This window comes from Micromonospora eburnea (assembly GCF_900090225.1).
In the GTDB taxonomy this organism is placed as follows: Bacteria; Actinomycetota; Actinomycetes; order Mycobacteriales; family Micromonosporaceae; genus Micromonospora; species Micromonospora eburnea.
In genome coordinates this window covers 75,893-93,239 of sequence record NZ_FMHY01000002.1, presented here as the reverse complement: position 1 = coordinate 93,239, position 17,347 = coordinate 75,893, and the positions used below count along the sequence as shown (strand labels likewise).

14 protein-coding genes are annotated in these 17,347 nt (G+C 73.1%); 9 read left to right on the top strand and 5 right to left on the bottom strand.

What is annotated here, in order from left to right:
* Positions 1–10: 10 nt before the first annotated feature.
* Together GA0070604_RS00570 and GA0070604_RS00565 are read left to right on the top strand one after the other, a co-directional pair.
* Positions 11–970: a hypothetical protein gene (locus GA0070604_RS00570; protein ID WP_091112414.1), complete on the top strand. Its 960-nt coding sequence runs from the start codon at positions 11–13 to the stop codon at positions 968–970.
* Positions 967–2,253: an adenylosuccinate synthetase gene (locus tag GA0070604_RS00565; protein ID WP_091112410.1), complete on the top strand. Its 1,287-nt coding sequence runs from the start codon at positions 967–969 to the stop codon at positions 2,251–2,253. Before GA0070604_RS00570 ends, GA0070604_RS00565 begins: the two co-directional genes overlap by 4 nt.
* Here GA0070604_RS00565 and GA0070604_RS00560 read toward each other — a convergent pair.
* Positions 2,222–2,866, bottom strand: coding sequence for a TetR/AcrR family transcriptional regulator (locus tag GA0070604_RS00560; RefSeq protein WP_091112407.1), 645 nt, complete (start codon positions 2,864–2,866; stop codon positions 2,222–2,224). The genes GA0070604_RS00565 and GA0070604_RS00560 overlap by 32 nt on opposite strands.
* Before the next feature lie 75 nt (positions 2,867–2,941).
* On the opposite strand from GA0070604_RS00560, the gene GA0070604_RS00555 reads away from it, so the two are divergent.
* The 4 genes from GA0070604_RS00555 (at position 2,942) to GA0070604_RS00540 (ending at position 7,827) form a co-directional block, all read left to right on the top strand.
* Positions 2,942–3,394: an SCP2 sterol-binding domain-containing protein gene (locus GA0070604_RS00555; protein WP_091112404.1), complete on the top strand. Its 453-nt coding sequence runs from the start codon at positions 2,942–2,944 to the stop codon at positions 3,392–3,394.
* A gap of 1 nt (position 3,395) precedes the next feature.
* Positions 3,396–4,610 (top strand): acyl-CoA dehydrogenase family protein, encoded by a 1,215-nt coding sequence (locus tag GA0070604_RS00550; RefSeq protein WP_091112401.1) that lies wholly within the window; start codon positions 3,396–3,398, stop codon positions 4,608–4,610.
* Positions 4,611–4,638: 28 nt separating this feature from the next.
* Complete coding sequence (locus GA0070604_RS00545; protein ID WP_091112398.1) at positions 4,639–6,204, top strand: AMP-binding protein; 1,566 nt, start codon at positions 4,639–4,641, stop codon at positions 6,202–6,204.
* A 99-nt stretch (positions 6,205–6,303) separates the two neighbouring features.
* A complete protein-coding gene (locus tag GA0070604_RS00540; protein ID WP_091112396.1) occupies positions 6,304–7,827 on the top strand; it encodes a N,N-dimethylformamidase beta subunit family domain-containing protein in 1,524 nt (507 codons plus the stop codon).
* Positions 7,828–7,897: 70 nt separating this feature from the next.
* Here the strand turns inward: GA0070604_RS00540 and purD are convergent, their stop codons facing one another.
* Entirely contained in the window at positions 7,898–9,145 is a 1,248-nt protein-coding gene (gene purD, locus GA0070604_RS00535; protein ID WP_091126813.1) for a phosphoribosylamine--glycine ligase, read from the bottom strand.
* A gap of 335 nt (positions 9,146–9,480) precedes the next feature.
* Positions 9,481–10,773 (bottom strand): adenylosuccinate synthase, encoded by a 1,293-nt coding sequence (locus GA0070604_RS00530; RefSeq protein WP_091112393.1) that lies wholly within the window; start codon positions 10,771–10,773, stop codon positions 9,481–9,483.
* A 122-nt stretch (positions 10,774–10,895) separates the two neighbouring features.
* Between GA0070604_RS00530 and GA0070604_RS00525 the strand changes: the two genes are divergently transcribed.
* Entirely contained in the window at positions 10,896–11,897 is a 1,002-nt protein-coding gene (locus tag GA0070604_RS00525; RefSeq protein WP_091112390.1) for a diacylglycerol kinase family protein, read from the top strand.
* A 72-nt stretch (positions 11,898–11,969) separates the two neighbouring features.
* Complete coding sequence (locus GA0070604_RS00520; protein ID WP_091112385.1) at positions 11,970–14,108, top strand: MinD/ParA family ATP-binding protein; 2,139 nt, start codon at positions 11,970–11,972, stop codon at positions 14,106–14,108.
* Positions 14,109–14,255: 147 nt separating this feature from the next.
* On the opposite strand, the gene GA0070604_RS00515 is transcribed toward GA0070604_RS00520, so the two are convergent.
* Positions 14,256–14,684, bottom strand: coding sequence for a DUF3151 domain-containing protein (locus GA0070604_RS00515; RefSeq protein WP_091112380.1), 429 nt, complete (start codon positions 14,682–14,684; stop codon positions 14,256–14,258).
* A 281-nt stretch (positions 14,685–14,965) separates the two neighbouring features.
* On the opposite strand from GA0070604_RS00515, the gene GA0070604_RS00510 reads away from it, so the two are divergent.
* Positions 14,966–16,177 carry an LOG family protein gene (locus GA0070604_RS00510; RefSeq protein WP_091112377.1) on the top strand — a complete coding sequence of 404 codons (1,212 nt, stop codon included), beginning with the start codon at positions 14,966–14,968 and terminating at the stop codon, positions 16,175–16,177.
* A 57-nt stretch (positions 16,178–16,234) separates the two neighbouring features.
* Here GA0070604_RS00510 and fbaA read toward each other — a convergent pair whose 3' ends face one another.
* The gene (fbaA, locus tag GA0070604_RS00505) at positions 16,235–17,257 is read right to left on the bottom strand and encodes a class II fructose-bisphosphate aldolase (protein WP_091112373.1); all 1,023 of its coding nucleotides are present in this window, start codon (positions 17,255–17,257) and stop codon (positions 16,235–16,237) included.
* Between the last annotated feature and the right edge of the window lie 90 nt (positions 17,258–17,347).

Sequence of the window (17,347 nt, the reverse complement as noted above, 5' to 3'; positions counted from 1 at the left end):
GGAGGCTGCCATGGGCAGCGGAATCTGGTCCACCGACGTGTACGACGCCGCCGACCGCTACCGGCGGGCCACCGGCGCGAGCGCCTTCTCCTACAGCGACAGCGGAGCGCGGACCGTGCACCCGGCGCTCGACCCGCGCGGGGCGGTTCGGGAGAGCCGCGACTCCGACGAGCACCCGCAGTCGACCGCCATCGCGGTGCTGTTCGACGTGACCGGCTCGATGGGCCACGTCCCCCGGGCGCTCCAGACCAAGCTGCCGCAGCTGCTCGGGCTGCTGCTGCGCCAGGGGTACGCCCGCGACCCGCAGCTCATGTTCGGCGCGATCGGCGACGCCACCTGCGACCGGGTGCCGTTGCAGATCGGGCAGTTCGAGTCGGACAACCGGATGGACGACGACCTCGGCCGGATCGTGCTGGAGGGCGGCGGTGGCGGCCAGATGACCGAGTCGTACGAGCTGGCGATGTACTTCATGGCCCGGCACACGGTCACCGACTGCTGGGAGAAGCGGGGGCGCCGGGGCTACCTGTTCATCATCGGCGACGAGTTGGCGTACCAGCGGGTGGACCGGCGACAGGTGGCCCGGCTGATCGGTGACGACCTGCACGAGAGCGTGCCGCTGCGGCAGATCGTCGACGAGGTGACCCGGCGCTGGGACACCTACTATCTGCTCCCGGCCGGCAGCGCGTACGCCGGCAGCCGGAAGGTGCTGGACTTCTGGCGCGGCCTGCTCGGGCAGAACGCCGTCGAGCTGGACGACCTGGACGCGGTCTGCGAGACCATCGCGCTCACCGTCGGCCTCGGTGAGCAGGCCATCGACCTGGACGAGGGGCTGCGCGACCTGGACCGGGCCGGCTCGACCGCCGGCCGGACGGTCTCCAAGGCGCTGGCGAGGCTGGGCGGCGGCCGGCGGACGTCGGCGGCGACGCTGCCGTTCACCCCGACCGGCGGAAGCGGGGTCACCCGGCTGTGAGGCACGTGATGGTGGTCGACCTCGGCTACGGCGACGCCGGCAAGGGCACCGTCGTGGACTGGCTCTGCGCGACCCGGCCGGTGCACACGGTGGTCCGGTTCAACGGGGGCGCGCAGGCGGCGCACAACGTCGTGCTGCGCGACGGACGACACCACACGTTCGCGCAGTTCGGCGCCGGGACGTTCCGCCCCGGGGTGCGTACGCACCTGTCGCGGCACGTGGTGGTGGACCCGCTGGCGCTGGCCGCCGAGGCCGACCACCTCGCGGAGGTCGGCGTGCCCGACGCGCTCGACCGGCTGACCGTGGACGGCGAGGCGCTGCTTGCCACCCCGTACCACCGGGCCGCGAACCGGGCCCGGGAGATCGCCCGGGGAGCCGACCGGCACGGCTCCTGCGGGCTGGGGGTGGGTGAGGCCGTCGCGTACGGCCTCACCCACCCCGACGAGGCGCCCAGGGTGGCGGACTGCCGCCGCCCGACCGTGCTGCGCCGTCGGCTCGCCGCGTTGCGGGACCGGCTCACCGCCGAACTGGGCCCGCTGGACGCGCCGCCGGTCGCCGACTGCCTGCCCGCGTACGCCGGGTTCGCCGAGCGGGTGGCGATCGTGGACCGGGCGTACCTGGCCGGGGTGCTGCGGGCGGGGACCTGTGTCTTCGAGGGGGCGCAGGGGGTGCTGCTGGACGAGTGGCACGGCTTCCACCCGTACACGACGTGGAGCACCACCACCTTCGCCAACGCGGAGGCGCTGCTCGCCGAGGCGGGCCTGGCCGGCGCCGCCAGCCGGCTCGGGGTGCTGCGGGTGACGACCACCCGGCACGGGCCCGGGCCGCTGGTCACCGAGGACCCGGCGCTGCCGTACGCGGACCCGCGCAACCCGACCAACCCCTGGCAGGGCCGGTTCCGGTTCGGCCACTTCGACGCGGTCGCCCACCGGTACGCCCTCGACGTCGTCGGCGGGGTGGACGGCTTGGCGCTCACCCACCTCGACCTGGCCGGCCCGGAGCTGCGGATCTGCCGCCGCTACGACATCCTGGACCGGCTGGTGCCCGGCCCGGCCGGCGACCTCGACCGGCAGGCCGCGCTCACCGCCCGCCTGCTGCGCGCCCGCCCGCTCTACGACACCCCACCCACCAACTGGCCCACAACGATCGAAACCGAGCTGGCCTCCCCACTCCTACTCACCTCCCACGGCCCCACCGCCGAACACAAACGCCCCACGCCCGTTAGAGGGGTTCCCTTCTCTACCGCAGGCGTTATGAGGGGGCCCTTCCTTCTTCCCAGCTAGCGCCGTGCAGGAGGCGGTCGGCGCCGAGCCAGGCGATGTTCATCATCCGGCCGGCGGTCCGCTCCGGGTCGGCCTCCGGGTGGTCGGCGAGCCAGTCGGCCAGCGACTCGCTCGCGCCCACCAGGGCGTACGCGACGACCTCCAGGTCGGTGGCGCTCACCTCGCGCCCCCTGGCCCGCAGCGCGTGGTCGAGCATGCCGGCGACCACCTCGACCAGCCGGTTGCGCATGGCGGCCAGTTCGGTGGCGAACGGCTGGGAGCCACGGGCCTGCCGATAGAGCACCGCCCAGCCGTCCCGGTGCCCCCCGACGAAGCCGAAGAAGGCCCGCAACCCGCGCCAGAGCCGCTCGTCGGCGGGCAGGTCGGGGGCCGCCGCCCCGGCGATGGCCGCCGTCATCCGGGCGCCCTCCCGGTGCAGGCAGGCGATGAAGAGCTCTTCCTTCGTGCCGAGATACGCGTAGACCATCGGCTTGGAGATGCCGGCGTCGTCGGCTATCTCGTCCATGCTGGCGGCATGGAAACCCCTGCGTGAGAACACTCTGACCGCCGCGTCCAGCATCTGCTGCTCGCGTACGGCCCGGGGTAGGCGCTTGAAGGCGGGGGTGCCGGACACCTTGCGAGCATACCTACTCCTGCGTAGGGTTACGCCTGAGTAACCATGCTGGCCCGCCCCGAGAGGTGCAACCCCATGACGGACTTCGACCCGGCCAACTTCGCGAACGTCAGCCCGAAGGAGTTCGCGCAGCTGGTCAAGTCCACCCCCGACGACAAGATCGCCGAGGTCATGTCCGGCGACATGCGCGGCAAGATCCTCGGCGAGGTCTTCGGCCGCATGCCGTCGCTGTTCCGGGCCGACCGCGCCGGCTCCACCAACGCGGTCATCCACTGGAACATCACCGGCCGCGCCGACGGCGGCACCGACACCTACGAGATCGTCATCGAGAACGGCGCCTGCGCCGTCTCGGATGCCCCGGAGCGGGACCCGAAGCTCAGCCTCACCATGGGCCCGGTCGACTTCCTGAAGATCGTCTCCGGTGGCGGCAACCCGGTCATGATGTTCATGACCGGCAAACTCAAGGCCAAGGGCGACCTGGGTCTGGCCGCCAACATCGCCAACCTGTTCGACATCCCCAAGGCCTGACATGGCCGAGTTCTCGCTCGACCTGAACGAGGAACAGCGGGACCTCCGCGACTGGGTGCACGGCTTCGCCAGCGACGTCGTGCGCCCCGCCGCGGCCGAGTGGGACGCCCGCGAGGAGACCCCCTGGCCGATCATCCAGGAGGCGGCGAAGGTCGGCCTGTACGGCTTCGAGTTTCTCGCCACCTGCTGGGCCGACCCCACCGGCCTCTCCCTGCCGATCGCCAGCGAGGAGCTGTTCTGGGGCGACGCCGGCATCGGGCTGAGCATCTTCGGCACCTCGCTGGCCGTCGCCGCCATCTACGGCGCCGGCACGCCCGACCAGCTCGTCGAGTGGGTGCCGCAGTGCTTCGGCGACGCCGACCAGCCCGCCGTCGCCGCGTTCTGCACCACGGAGCCGGAGGCCGGCTCCGACGTCGGAGCCATGCGTACCCGCGCGGTCTACGACGAGGCCACCGACGAGTGGGTGCTGAACGGGCAGAAGGCGTACGCCACCAACGGCGGGATCGCCGGGGTGCACGTGGTCACCGCCTCGGTCGAGCCGGAGCTGGGCTCGCGTGGGCAGGCCGCGTTCGTCGTACCGCCGGGCACGCCGGGGCTGACCGCCACCCGCAAGCTACGCAAGCTCGGGCTACGCGCGTCACACACCGCCGACGTCTTCCTCGACGACGTACGGGTGCCCGGGCGGTGCCTGCTCGGCGAGCGGGACGCCCTGCTGGCCCGGCTCGACCGGGCGCGTTCCGGGCAGCGCGCCTCCGGCCAGGCGGCGATGCGCACCTTCGAGCTGTCCCGCCCGACCGTCGGCGCGCAGGCGCTCGGCGTGGCCCGCGCCGCGTACGAGTACGCCCTGGACTACGCCCGGGAACGGGTGCAGTTCGGCCGGCCGATCATCGAGAACCAGGCGGTCGCGTTCGCGCTCGCCGACATGCGGATGGAGATCGACGCGGCCCGGCTGCTGGTCTGGCGGGCGTCCTGGATGGGACGCAACAACCGGCCATTCACCGCGGGCGAGGGCTCGATGTCCAAGCTCAAGGCCGGCGAGGTGGCGGTCTCGGTCACCGAGAAGGCGGTCCAGTTGCTCGGCGGCGCCGGCTTCCTGCGCGACCACCCGGTCGAGCGCTGGTACCGAGACGCCAAGATCTACACCATCTTCGAGGGCACCTCCGAGATCCAACGACTGGTCATCTCCCGGGCCGTCTCCGGGATGCAGATCCGCTGACCGGCGGTCGGCGAAGGAGGGCTGCGGCATGGACCTGCCGTTCGTCGTCGCCACGCTGACCCGCCGTGGACTGCTCACCCCGGGCCGGCCCATCCGGGTCGCCGCCCAGCTCGGCGCGCTACGCAGGTGGGGCTGGAGCCTCGCCGGCGAGCTGCGCCAGGCCGCCGCGCGTGATCCGGGGTGTACCGCCGTGGTCGACGAGCACGGCGGCACGCTGACGTACCAGGAACTGCTGGACCGGGCCGAGCGGCTGGCCCGCGCGATGCGGGCCGGGCTCGGCGTCCGGGCCGGCGACCGGATCGGCATGCTGTGCCGCAACCACCACGGACTGATCGAGTCGATCGTCGCGGCGATGCTGCTCGGCGCGGACGCCGTACTGGTCAACACCGGGCTCTCCGCGACGCAGCTCGCCACCGTGGCCGAGGAGCAGGCGCTGCGGGTGCTGGTGCACGACGACGAGTTCGCCGAGCGTCTCCTCGGCCTCCCCGCCGACGTGCTGCGGATCGACGAACGCGGCCGCGAGGAGATGACCGCTGCCGCCCTCCCCGGCGACCAGCTCCAGCCGCCGGAGCGGGACGGCCGGGCCATCGTGCTCACCTCCGGCACCACGGGCGCGCCCAAGGGCGCCCGGCGGCCCACACCGAACGGCTTCGGCCCGCTGGTGTCCATCATCGACCGGATCCCGCTGCACGTCCGGGACACCGTCATGATCGCCGCGCCGATCTTCCACACCTGGGGATACGCCGCCCTCCAGGTGGCCTTCGCGCTGCGCGCCACGATCGTGCTGCACCGCCGGTTCGACCCGGCCGCCACGCTGGCCGCCCTGGCGGCGCGGCCCTGCGACGCGCTGTTCGCCGTACCGGTGATGCTGCAACGGCTGATGGAGGTGCCGCCGCCGGACCCCCGCCCGCCGCTGAAGGTGGTCGCGGTCAGCGGCTCCGCGCTCCCCGGCGGGCTGGCCACCGCGTTCATGGGCCGCTACGGCGATGTCCTGCACAACCTGTACGGCTCGACCGAGGTCTCCTGGGCGTCCATCGCCGACCCGGCCGACCTGCGCCGGGCGCCCGACACCGCCGGCCGGCCCCCGCACGGCACCCGGTTGAAGATCCTGGACCAGGCCGGCAACCCCGTGCCCGACGGCCAGGTCGGGCGGATCTTCGTGGGCAACGAGATGCTCTTCGAGGGATACACCTCGGGGGCGGGCCGGGAGCGCCGCGACGGTCTGCTGGACACCGGTGACCTGGGCCGGCTCACCGCCGACGGCCTGCTCTTCGTCAACGGGCGGGTCGACGACATGATCGTCTCCGGTGGTGAGAACGTCTTCCCGTCCGAGGTGGAGGACCTGATCGCCCGGCTGCCCCAGGTCCGCGAGGTCGCGGTGATCGGCGTACCCGACCCCGAGTACGGCGAGCGGCTCGCCGCGTTCCTGGCGCTGCGTCCCGGCGAGACGCTCGACGCGGAGGCGGTCCGCGAATACGTGCGGCGCTACCTGGCCCGCTTCTCGGTGCCCCGGGACGTGGTCTTCGTGAAGTACCTGCCGCGCAACGCCACCGGCAAGGTCCTCAACCGCGAACTGCGCCGCTACTACGGCTGACGCCGACGGCACAGGGGACGGACGGGACCAATTCCCCGGTGGTACCTTTCCAGCGCCGGCTGTCCCGGCAGGTTCGTTCACTCGACCGGGAGCAGTCCGATGGTCCGACTTCGCCGGCGCTGGGCACTCGGCCTCCTGCTGGGCGGAGTCTCCGCCAGCGCGCTCGGCACCGTTGAGCCCAGCCTCGGGCGGCACCGTGCCGCGACCCTGACCCGCCACCAGTCCTCCTCGCCGGTGAAGGTGGAGAACCAGGCGGCCGGCGAGCCCTGGTGGCCGCCGGTCGGTGGCCGCCCGTCCGACGATCGCCGGCGGCAGATCCAGGGGTACGCCTCGGCGACCAGCGTCGCCCCCGGCGAGTCCATCGACTTCCACGTCGCGGTCAACCCGGCCGGCCCCTTCCGGATCACCATCCACCGCCTCGGCTGGTATGGCGGCGCGGGGGCGCGCACCATGCTGGCCAGCCCCGACCTGGCCGGGGTGCCGCAGCCGGTGCCGCCCGCCGACCCGGCGACCGGGATGATCGCCTGCCGCTGGCCGGTGTCCTGGACCCTTCGGGTGCCCGACGGCTGGGCCTCCGGCCTCTACCAGGCGGTGTTCACCTCGGCCGCCGGCTGGCGGGCGTGCACCCCCTTCGTCGTACGCGACGACCGGCGGGCCGCCGCGCTCTGCGTCGTGCTGCCGGTGACCACCTGGCAGGCGTACAACCAGTGGCCGGAGAACGCGGTGACCGGCAAGAGCCTCTACAACGGGTACGACGCCACCGGGCGGCGGGATTCGGCGTTGCGGGCGCGGGAGGTCTCCTTCGACCGCCCGTACGCCAACGCGGGCCAGCCCAGCCACTTCATCCGGGACCACGACGCGATCCAGTGGCTGGAACGCAACGGCTACGACGTCAGCTACGCGACCAGCTTCGACCTGCACTCGGGGCGGCTCGACCCACAGCGGCACCTCGGGCTGGTGTTCTGCGGGCACGACGAGTACTGGTCCCCGGAGATGCGCCGGGCGGCGGAGGCGGCGCTGGCCCACGGCACCAGCCTCGCCTACTTCGGCGCGAACAGCGTCTACTGGCGCATCCGGGTCCGCCCGACCGGCGACGGCCGGCCCGACCGGGTGTTCGCCTGCGCCAAGACGTCGCCGGACCCGGGCGACGACGGGTCCGGCCCGACGGTGACCTGGCGCAGGGCCCTGCAGCCCGAGCAGGCGCTGCTCGGCGTGCAGTACAACGGCATCGTCCGGTCCCCGAAGCCGCTGGTGGTCCGGTCGGCGCACCACTGGGTGTGGGCCGGAACCGGGGTGGCCGACGGCGACCGGATCCCCCAGGTCGTCGCCGGCGAGGCGGACGGCCTCATCGCCAGGACGGCCCGACCCACCGGAGTCGACGCCGCCGTCCTCAGCGCGTCGCCGTATCAGGCGCGGCAGGGCGGAAGCCGCGTACAGAACACCCACGTGTACGAGACGCCGCGGGGCGCGGTGGTCTTCGCCACCGGCACCCTCGGCTGGACCATGGCGCTGAACCGGCCGGGACTCCGGGACGCGCGGATCGAACGGGCCACCGCCAACGTGCTCGACCGGATGATCGCTCGCTCGTCGGGCGGCGTTCCCACCGCACCGGCCCGGCCCTGATCCGCCGCGCTCCGGCTCGACCTGTCCTGTCGTGCCAGCGGGACGGCGCCCGGTGGCACGACAGGGCCCGTCAGGACGGCACGGTGACCCGGCCCGCCACCGCGGCGGCGGCGATGTCGGTGCGGTGGTACGAGCCGGTCAGCTCGATGCCGCGTACCAGGTCGTAGGCGGCGTCCCGTGCGGCGGCGAGGTCGGGGCCGGTGGCCGTACCGCAGAGGACCCGGCCCCCGGCGGAGCGCAGCATGCCGTCGGCGTCCCGGCGGGTGCCGGCGTGGATGACCCCGGCACGGTCCGCACCCGAGATCACGTCGCCGGTACGCGGCGCCGCCGGGTATCCCTCGGCCGCGACCACGACGGTGACCGCCGCGCCGTCCCGCCAGCGCAGCGGCGGGTGCGCGGCGAGGGTGCCGGTGGCGGCGGCGTGCAGCAGCCCGGCGAGCGGCGTCTCCAGCAGGGCGAGGACGACCTGGGTCTCCGGGTCGCCGAAGCGGGCGTTGAACTCGATCACCCGGGGGCCGGCGGCGGTGATCGCCAGGCCGACGTAGAGCAGGCCGGCGAACGGGGTGCCCCGGCGGCGCATCTCGGCCAGCGTCGGGTGCACGACGTCGCGCATCACCTCGTCGACCAGGCCGGGCGGCGCCCAGGGCAGCGGCGCGTACGCCCCCATGCCGCCGGTGTTCGGCCCGGTGTCGCCGTCGCCGGCGCGCTTGAAGTCCTGGGCGGGCAGCAGCGGCAGGGCCGCCTCCCCGTCGGTGACCACGAAGAGGGAGACCTCGGGCCCGGCCAGGTACTCCTCGATCACCACCCGGCCACACTCGGCCGCGTGCGCCTCGGCGACCGCCCGGTCGTCGGTCACCACGACGCCCTTGCCGGCGGCCAGCCCGTCGTTCTTCACCACGTACGGCGGCCCGAACTCGTCCAGCGCCCCTGCGGTGCTCTCCGGGTCGGTGCAGGTGTACGCGCGAGCCGTGGGCACCCCGGCCGCGGTCATCACGTCCTTGGCGAACGCCTTGGAGCCCTCCAGCCGGGCCGCCTCCGCCGACGGGCCGAACACGGGGATGCCCTTGGCGCGTACCGCGTCGGCGACCCCGGCCACCAGCGGCGCCTCCGGCCCGATCACCACCAGGTCGGCGCCCATTTCGACCGCGAGCGCCGCGACGGACGCCGGATCGTTCGCGTTCACCTCCCGCAGCGAGGCGACGGCAGCGATCCCGGGATTACCCGGTGCCGCCACCAACACCTCGACGGAAGGATCCGCGGCCAACCCGAGCGCGAGCGCATGCTCCCGCCCCCCACCACCCACAACCAGAACCCGCACGGCCCGCATCCTACTGGCCCCACCACCGCGCCTCGTTGATCAAGGAGTTCGCGTCTCACTTTCGGCTCCGGACGACCGAACCCTCTTGATCAACTCAGACGGTGGCGGAGGGCCTGTTTGACGGTCGCGGGAATGTAGTCGGGGCGGAGGGTGTCGGACCAGGTGAAGCGGAGGATCGTCCAGCCGGCGTTGACCAGGCGGTTCTGCCTGATCCGGAGCCTGCCACCACCCCTGTGGATAACCCTGTGGACAACCTCGCCCACCGCTCACGTTGATCAAGGAGTTTGCGTCTGTTCGGCAGCGAATCCAGACGCAAACTCCTTGATCAACCAGGCTTAGGCGGGGAGGAGGGGGTGGCGGAGGACGTTTTCGTCGCGGCCGGGGCCCACCCCGACGACGCTCACCCGGGTGCCGGTGAGCTCTTCGATCCTCGCGATGTAGCGGCGCGCGTTCTCGGGCAGTTCGTCCTCGGTCCGGGCCTTGGTGATGTCCTCCCACCAGCCGTCCAGCTCCTCGTAGATCGGAGTGGCGTGGTGGAAGTCGGTCTGCGTCATCGGCATGTCGTCGAAACGCTTGCCGTTGATCTCGTACCCGACGCAGATCGGCACCTTCGGCAGGCCGGTAAGCACGTCCAGCTTGGTGATGACCAGGTCGGTGACGCCGTTGAGGCGGCAGGCGTACCGGGCCACGACGGCGTCGAACCAGCCGGTGCGGCGCTCCCGGCCGGTGGTGGTGCCGTACTCGTGGCCGACCTTGCGCAGGTGCTGGCCATTGTCATCGAACAGCTCGGTCGGGAACGGACCCGAGCCCACCCGGGTGGTGTACGCCTTGCTCACCGCGATGACCCTGGTGATCGCGGTCGGCGGGATGCCCGCGCCCACGCACGCCCCGCCGGCCGTCGGGTTCGACGAGGTGACGAAGGGGTACGTGCCGTGGTCCATGTCGAGCATGGTCGCCTGGGCACCCTCCAGCAGCACGATCTCGCCGCGGTCCAGGGCGTCCCAGAGCATCGCCCGGGTCTCCGCGATGTACGGCGTGAGTCGCTCGGCGTAACCCAGGTACTCCTCGATCGTCGCGTCGACGTCGATCGCCTTGCGGTTGTAGACCTTGAACAGCACCTGGTTCTTCTCGCGGAGCGCCAACTCCAGCTTCTTGCGCAGGATGCCGGGGTCGAGCAGGTCCTGGAGCCGGATGCCCATCCGGGCGACCTTGTCGCCGTACGCCGGGCCGATGCCCCGGCCGGTGGTGCCGATCCGGGACGAGCCGAGGTAGCGCTCGACCACCCGGTCCAGCGCCCGGTGGTGCGGCATGATCAGGTGCGCGTCGCCGGAGATCCGCAGCCGGGAGACGTCCACGCCCCGCTCGGCGAGCCCGTCGATCTCCTCCAGCAGCACCTTCGGGTCGACCACCACGCCGTTGCCGATGACGATCATCGCGCTCGGCGAAAGCGCGCCGGACGGCATGAGGTGCAGCGCGTACTTCTGCCCGTCCGGGGTGATCACCGTATGGCCGGCGTTGTTACCGCCGGAGTAGCGCACCACGTAGTCGACCCGCCCGCCCAGCAGGTCGGTAACCTTGCCCTTGCCCTCGTCGCCCCACTGAGCACCGATGAGCACGATCGCTGGCATCTTCTCCGCCTCCAGAAGGCTCGGGTGCCAGGTGGCGACCGGTTGGCGAGCCCGGGGTGTCAGGCTAACAAGTAAGGACGGCGGGACCGGCAGGGGTTCGTCGAGAAGCAGGAGGCTCCTTCGTGTACGACGTGGTGCTGCTCACCCTCGGCTCGGAGCGGGACGGGTCCGGTGGGGGCTGCGGCAGCGGCGGCGCCTGCTGCGGTGGCGCCGACGAGGCCGCCCCCGACGCCATGCCCGCGGAGCGCTGCGAGACGCCGCGCGTACCGGTGCTGGCCTGCGCGGACGCCCTGACCGCCAGAGGTGCCCGGGTGGAGACGGTGACCGCGCGCTCGGACGCCGAGATCGACGAGGTGCTCGCCCGCCTCGACGGGCCGCCGCGCCCCGACGGCCTCACCTGGCCGGATCCGGACACCAAGACCCGGCTGGTAATCGCCACGGCCAGCGACGGGCAGTTGCGCGCCGTGCTGCGCCGGCTGGTCCGGCGGTACGCTCCGCCGCCCAGCCGCCGTCCGGCCGACCTGGCCGGCAACCGCACCGTCCCCGATCTGCCGCCGGTCGGCGTACTCCCGCTCGACCCGGCCCGGAGCGGGACGGCGCGGGACCTGGCCGCGCAGCTCGGGCTGCCCCGCGATCCGGCGGCGGTGGCCGCCGCGGTGCTGGACGGCACGGCCCGCCGGCTCGACCTGCTGCGCAACGACGGCGGTTCGGTGACCCTGGACGGCGCGCTGCTCGGCGCGGCCGACGACGCCGGCCGACCGCTGCGCTGGCGGGCCCGGGTGGAGGTCGACAGCGCCGTCCTCTCCGACGGCGAGGAGCCGATCCTGGCCTGCGCGATCGGCAACGCCGGCGGGTACGCCCGGCTGGACGACGTGACCCTGCTGGCCGACCCGGACCCCACCGACGGCCGGGTCGAGGTGGCGGTCGCCGTGCCCGTGGTCACCCGATCCGCGCTGGGCCGGAAGCGGGTACGCCTCGAAGTGCGCCGGGCCCGGGGACGGGCGGTGGCGGTCGTACCGCGCGACGAGAAGGTGCCCTTCCTCGACGACGGTGTCGAGGGCGAGCTGAGCCGTAAGCGGTCCTGGTGGGTCGAGCCGGACGCCTGGGCGGTCTGGACAGCCTGACCTCCGTCGATTCGGTCGGGCTCCTCGGCGAACCGGACGGCCTATCCTCGGCGGGAGGAATGGGGAGGAACCGTGGTGCACGAGAACGCCGACCGGGCCCACGTACCGGGCCAGCCGCACGTACCCGAGCGGGACATCGAACCGCTCTGGCCGCCGGATCCGACCGACCCGGACGCCGCCGCCCCGCCGTGGGCGGCACCCCAACCGGCCGCGCCGGCCTGGCCCACCCCGCCCGCGTCGGCCGCCTGGCCACCGGCCCCGCCACAGCCGGTCGAGCCGGCCGACGGGCCACCGCCGGACCGGATCCCGTCGAACACCGGCAACGGGACGGCCGTGGCCCGCACGGTGCAGCCCTCGGTCGACCTGGACCTGCCGTTCACCCTCGACCACCCGCCGGCCGCCCCTGACGGCCGGGCGGCGGGCTCGTCCCGAGCTGCCGTCCCGGCCACGCCCGACGGGCCGGCAACCGAGGCTGCCGTCCCGCTCGCAGCCGCAGAGGCGGTCATTCCACCCGCGGCCGACGGGACGGCGACCACTCCGCCTACGGCTGGCGAGGCGGGGGCCGGGCTCCCGCCCACGGCCGAAGCGACGACAGTTGTTCCGCCCACGTCCGACGCGACGACGGTTGTCCCACCCACGGCCGACGCGACGACGGTTGTTGTCCCGCCCACGGCCGACGAGGCGGCGGGCGGGTCTGGCCGGGGCGGTGACGCCACGGCGACGGCGGGCAGCCGGAACGAGTCGCCGTGGGCGCAGCCGCCGCAGCGGCTCTCCAACTCGGCGAACGGACCGTCCGGTGGCACCCCGACCTCGCCACCGGCCGAGGCCACCACCGCCCCGGTGACGCCTCCGGCCACCCAGGCGCCCCCGCCCGGGCCGGTGATGCCTCCGGCCGCCGACATGACCGCACCCGACCCGGTGATGCCTCCCGCCGCCGAGGCGCCCCCACCCGGGCCGGACGGCCGGCCGGCCGCAACCGCGGCGGGCGACGGGGGATCGCCGCCGCGCCTCGGGCCGTTCCCGCCCGCGCCGGGCGTACCGATGCAGCCGCCGTACGGGGACGGCACGGCGTATCCGCCGGGACCGGTCGGGTACGGGCACCCGACGACGTCGGCGTACCCGCCACCACCGCAGGCGGGCGGGTCCGCCCCACCGCCGGACCGGTACCCGACGGCGTGGCCGCAGCAGGGTTTCGCCGTACCGCAGCAGCCCGGCCCGCCTGCCGCGCAGCAGCCGGTGCCCGCCGCCGCGTATCCGGCGCCGGCCTGGACCCCGGAGAGCGGGGCCACTCCGACGGCCGAGGACTTCGCCCGCCGCCGCCAGGCCAGACCGGCCGACCCGGTGGCCACCATGGGCGTCCGGGCGGTGGTGAACCGGATGGGACTGGTCCGGCTTCCGCCCGGACGGCACGAGCAGGAGGTGAGGCGGGACATCGAGATGGTCCGGCGCAACTTCGGCGGGCTGCGCCAGGTGACCGTGGTCAACCCGAAGGGCGGCGCGGGCAAGACCGTCGCCATTCTGCTGCTCGCGATGACCTTCGGTCAGAAGCGCGGCGGATACGTGCTGGCCTGGGACAACAACGAGACCCAGGGCACCCTGGGCATGCGGGCCCAGCAGGACTTCCACTCCCGTACGGTCCGGGACATGCTGCGCGACCTGGGGCAGTTCCAGGGCCCGCACGGCCGGGTCGGCGACCTGTCGCAGTACGTCCGCTCGCAGGGCGAGGGAATGTTCGACGTGCTCGCCTCGGATGAGTCGGCGACCGGTGGGGAGATGCTCACCGCCGCCGCGTTCGCCGAGATCCGCGAGGTGGTCAGCCGCTTCTACAAGCTGATCTTCGTGGACACCGGGAACAACGTCCGGGCCCAGAACTGGCAGGCCGCGATGGACGCCACCGACCAACTGGTGGTCACCATGTCGGCCCGGAACGACTCGGCGGAGACGGCCGCCCGGATGCTCGACCACCTGGAGCAGAGCGGCCGGCAGCGGCTGGTCCGCCAGGCGGTGACGGTGGTGTCGATGCCGCCGTCGCGCAAGGAGATCGACCTGCCGGCGATCCAACAGCACTTCGCGGCCCGGACCCGGGCGGTGCTGCTGGCGCCGTACGAGCGGCTCATCGACACCGGCGAGCCGATCCGGTACGGCCAGCTCTCCTCGGCGACCCGGGACGCCTGGCTGAAGATCGCCGCAGCGGTCGCCGAAGGGCTCTAGGGAGCTGTCTGTTCGACGACGCGAAACGCCGTTCACCAGGATCGTGCTTCACGCCGCGGTAGTGGCCTCCCAGTCGGTGGGAGGCCACTACTGCACGGGTTCAGCGCGATCTTGCCAGCGACCACCCGGTGAGGGCGCGCTGACGGATCAGTGACTGGCCAGGGCGTCCGCGGCAGCCGGATCGCAGTCGCGGAGGAACTGGGCACAGCGGGCCGCCTCGTCCGCCTCGCCGATCTCGCCCGCCGCGCGGGAGAGCACGTAGAGGCAGCGGAGGAAGCCCTGGTTGGGCTCGTGTGACCAGGGCACCGGGCCGTGCCCCTTCCACCCGCTACGGCGCAACTGGTCCAGGCCCCGGTGGTAACCGGTACGCGCGTACGCGTACGCCGTGATGACCTGGCCCGCGGCGAGCGCCCGGGCCCCGAGCGCCGCCCAGGCCGCGCTGTGGCTGGGGAAGCTGGCCGCGACCTCGGCGTACGCCTCGTCGGTGTCCTGCTCGGCGGCAGCGGCCAGCGCGGCATCGGCGTCGGAGTGCGCGGGCAGAAGGGTGGCCGGTGGCTCAGGCAACAGGTTCTGCATCGCCCCATTCAACCCGCTTCTCGGCCGGGTGCGCGAGAGGGTCGGCGAGCCGGTTGGGCTGAACGGCTGAGGGTTTCGTCACGCCTGCGGTGCCGGCGCGGATACCGGCGGCCCATGCCGGGGTGCGATGTTTTCCGCTACAACTACAGGTCCGGAGCCTCCCCAGGACCGGATACGCAGGAGCTCGGTGGCCTGGCCGCCGGGCTCCTGCCCGCTTTGCCGGGTCGACCGGGTCCGTTCCGTCGGGTTCGGGGGTTGCCGGGCCCGGGCAGGATGATCTCGTGCCGACCCCACCTCCCGCGGACGTCATCGAGCCGCACGACACCAGCATCCACGAGATCGAGACCCGGGCCGAGTTCGATCGGCGGCTCGCCGAGGGGACCCTCGCCGGCCTGACCGTGCAGGGGCTGCGCCTCGATCTCGATCCGGTCCCCGACCTGCGCGGCGTCGAGGTTTCCGGAACCCTCTTCGTGGGCTGCCGGTTCGCCGGCCGCGAGGTCGGCGCGGACCTGGTCCGGCGTGGCGCGAACGTGGTCCCGCCCTTCTCCGGGCTGCCCTACCCGACCCAGCCGGCCCATCTCTACAGCGCGGACGACCTGGCCGCGGGCTTCGCGGAGGCGGGGTTCGCCGGAATGTACGACACCAGGGTGTACGCGCACTTCCGCGCGCACGGCGGCGCGCTGCCGGACGTCCGGGAGGCGCTCGGCCAGCGGCTGCACGACCACGGGGTGGACAACGCCCTGGCGGACGCCACCCGCGCCTGGCTGGCGGTGCACGGGCCGCAGTCCGTGGTGGGCGTGATGGGCGGGCACGCGGTGCCGCGCGGCAGCGACGCGTACCGGATGGCGGCGGTGCTGGGCTGGGAGCTGGCGCGAGCCGACCGGCTGGTGGTGACCGGCGGCGGCCCCGGCGTGATGGAGGCGGCCAACCTGGGCGCCTTCCTCGCGGCCTGGCCGGCGGAGGAGCTGACGGCGGCGATCGACCTGCTCGCCACCGCGCCCGACTTCACCGACCACGACCGTTACACAGAGGTGGCGCTGCGGGTCCGGGAACGGTATTCGGCCGGCCCGGGGCTGCCCACGCCACGGCCGGCCGCGGCCGGTACGGAGTGGGCCCGCTCGGGTGGGCTGGCCATCCCCACCTGGCTGTACGGGCACGAGCCGGCGAACCTGTTCGCCGGGCGGATCGCCAAGTACTTCTCGAACGCGATCCGGGAGGACACCATCCTGCGGCTGGCCCGGGGCGGGATCGTCTTCGCGCCCGGTCGGGCCGGGACCGTGCAGGAGGTGTTCCAGGCGGCTACCAAGACCTACTACGGCACGGACGGCGCGAGCGGGGCGTACGTCTTCCTGGGCCGGGCGTACTGGACCACGGAGTTGCCGGTCGAGTCGCTGCTGCGCCCGCTGCTGGCCGCGTCCCCCTTCGGCGACCTGTCGACCACCGTGCACCTGACCGACGACGTGCACGAGGCGGTCCGCCTGCTGACCGAATGAAAGGAGGGGCCCCCTGTTAACGCCTGGCGTTAATAGGGGGCCCCTCCTTTCACAGCGTCACTTCATCTTGGTGCCGGTGGAGCGCAGTGCCTCGCAGGCCTCGACGACGCGGGCGGCCATGCCGGCCTCGGCGGCCTTGCCCCAGACGCGCGGGTCGTACATCTTCTTGTTGCCGACCTCGCCGTCGACCTTCAGCACGCCGTCGTAGTTGCGGAACATGTGGTCCGCCACCGGCCGGGTGAAGCAGTACTGGGTGTCGGTGTCGATGTTCATCTTCACCACGCCGTAGTCCAGCGCCTCGCGGATCTCCGACAGCAGCGAGCCGGACCCGCCGTGGAAGACCAGGCTGAGCGGCTTCTCCTTGCCGTACTTGGCGCCGACGGCCACCTGGATGTCGTGCAACACCGCGGGGCGGAGCTTGACGTTGCCCGGCTTGTAGACGCCGTGCACGTTGCCGAAGGTCAGCGCCGCCATGTAGCGGCCCTTCTCGCCGAGGCCGAGCGCGTCGACCATGGCCAGGCCGTCCTCGACGGTGGTGTAGAGCTTCTCGTTGATGGCGTTCTCGACACCGTCCTCCTCGCCGCCGACAACGCCGACCTCGATCTCAAGGACGATCTTGCCCTTGGCGGCCTCGGTGAGGAGCTGCTCGGCGATCTCCAGGTTCTCCGCCACCGGCACGGCGGAGCCGTCCCACATGTGCGACTGGAACAGCGGCTCCTCGCCACCCTTGACCCGCTCCTGGGAGATGGCCATCAGCGGCCGGACGAACTTGTCGAGCTTGTCCTTCGGGCAGTGGTCGGTGTGCAGCGCGATGTTCACCGGGTAGTGCTTCGCCACCTCGTGGGCGTACTTGGCGAACGCGACGGCACCGGTGACCATGTCCTTGACCGACGGCCCGGACAGGTACTCCGCCCCACCGGTGGAGACCTGGATGATGCCGTCGCTCTCCGCGTCGGCGAAGCCCTTGAGCGCCGCGTTCAGGGTCTGCGAGGAGGTCACGTTGATCGCGGGGTACGCGAACCGGCCGGCCTTGGCCCGGTCCAGCATCTCCGCGTAAGCCTCGGGGGAAGCGATGGGCATGTCGAACGCTCCTTACTTACCGCTCTCGGCCGTGCAGGCCGCTGTCTTCCTTGGTGCGCCGGACCGCGCTGTCCACCGCCGGCAGTATCC

Bases quoted from the DNA above. Each gene is read 5' to 3' on its own strand.
- GA0070604_RS00515 (WP_091112380.1), bottom strand. From the start codon at position 14,684: ATGCAGAACCTGTTGCCTGAGCCACCGGCCACCCTTCTGCCCGCGCAC.
- GA0070604_RS00545 (WP_091112398.1), top strand. From the start codon at position 4,639: ATGGACCTGCCGTTCGTCGTCGCCACGCTGACCCGCCGTGGACTGCTC.
- GA0070604_RS00530 (WP_091112393.1), bottom strand. From the start codon at position 10,773: ATGCCAGCGATCGTGCTCATCGGTGCTCAGTGGGGCGACGAGGGCAAG.
- GA0070604_RS00570 (WP_091112414.1), top strand. From the start codon at position 11: ATGGGCAGCGGAATCTGGTCCACCGACGTGTACGACGCCGCCGACCGC.
- GA0070604_RS00550 (WP_091112401.1), top strand. From the start codon at position 3,396: ATGGCCGAGTTCTCGCTCGACCTGAACGAGGAACAGCGGGACCTCCGC.
- GA0070604_RS00555 (WP_091112404.1), top strand. From the start codon at position 2,942: ATGACGGACTTCGACCCGGCCAACTTCGCGAACGTCAGCCCGAAGGAG.
- fbaA (WP_091112373.1), bottom strand. From the start codon at position 17,257: ATGCCCATCGCTTCCCCCGAGGCTTACGCGGAGATGCTGGACCGGGCC.
- GA0070604_RS00540 (WP_091112396.1), top strand. From the start codon at position 6,304: ATGGTCCGACTTCGCCGGCGCTGGGCACTCGGCCTCCTGCTGGGCGGA.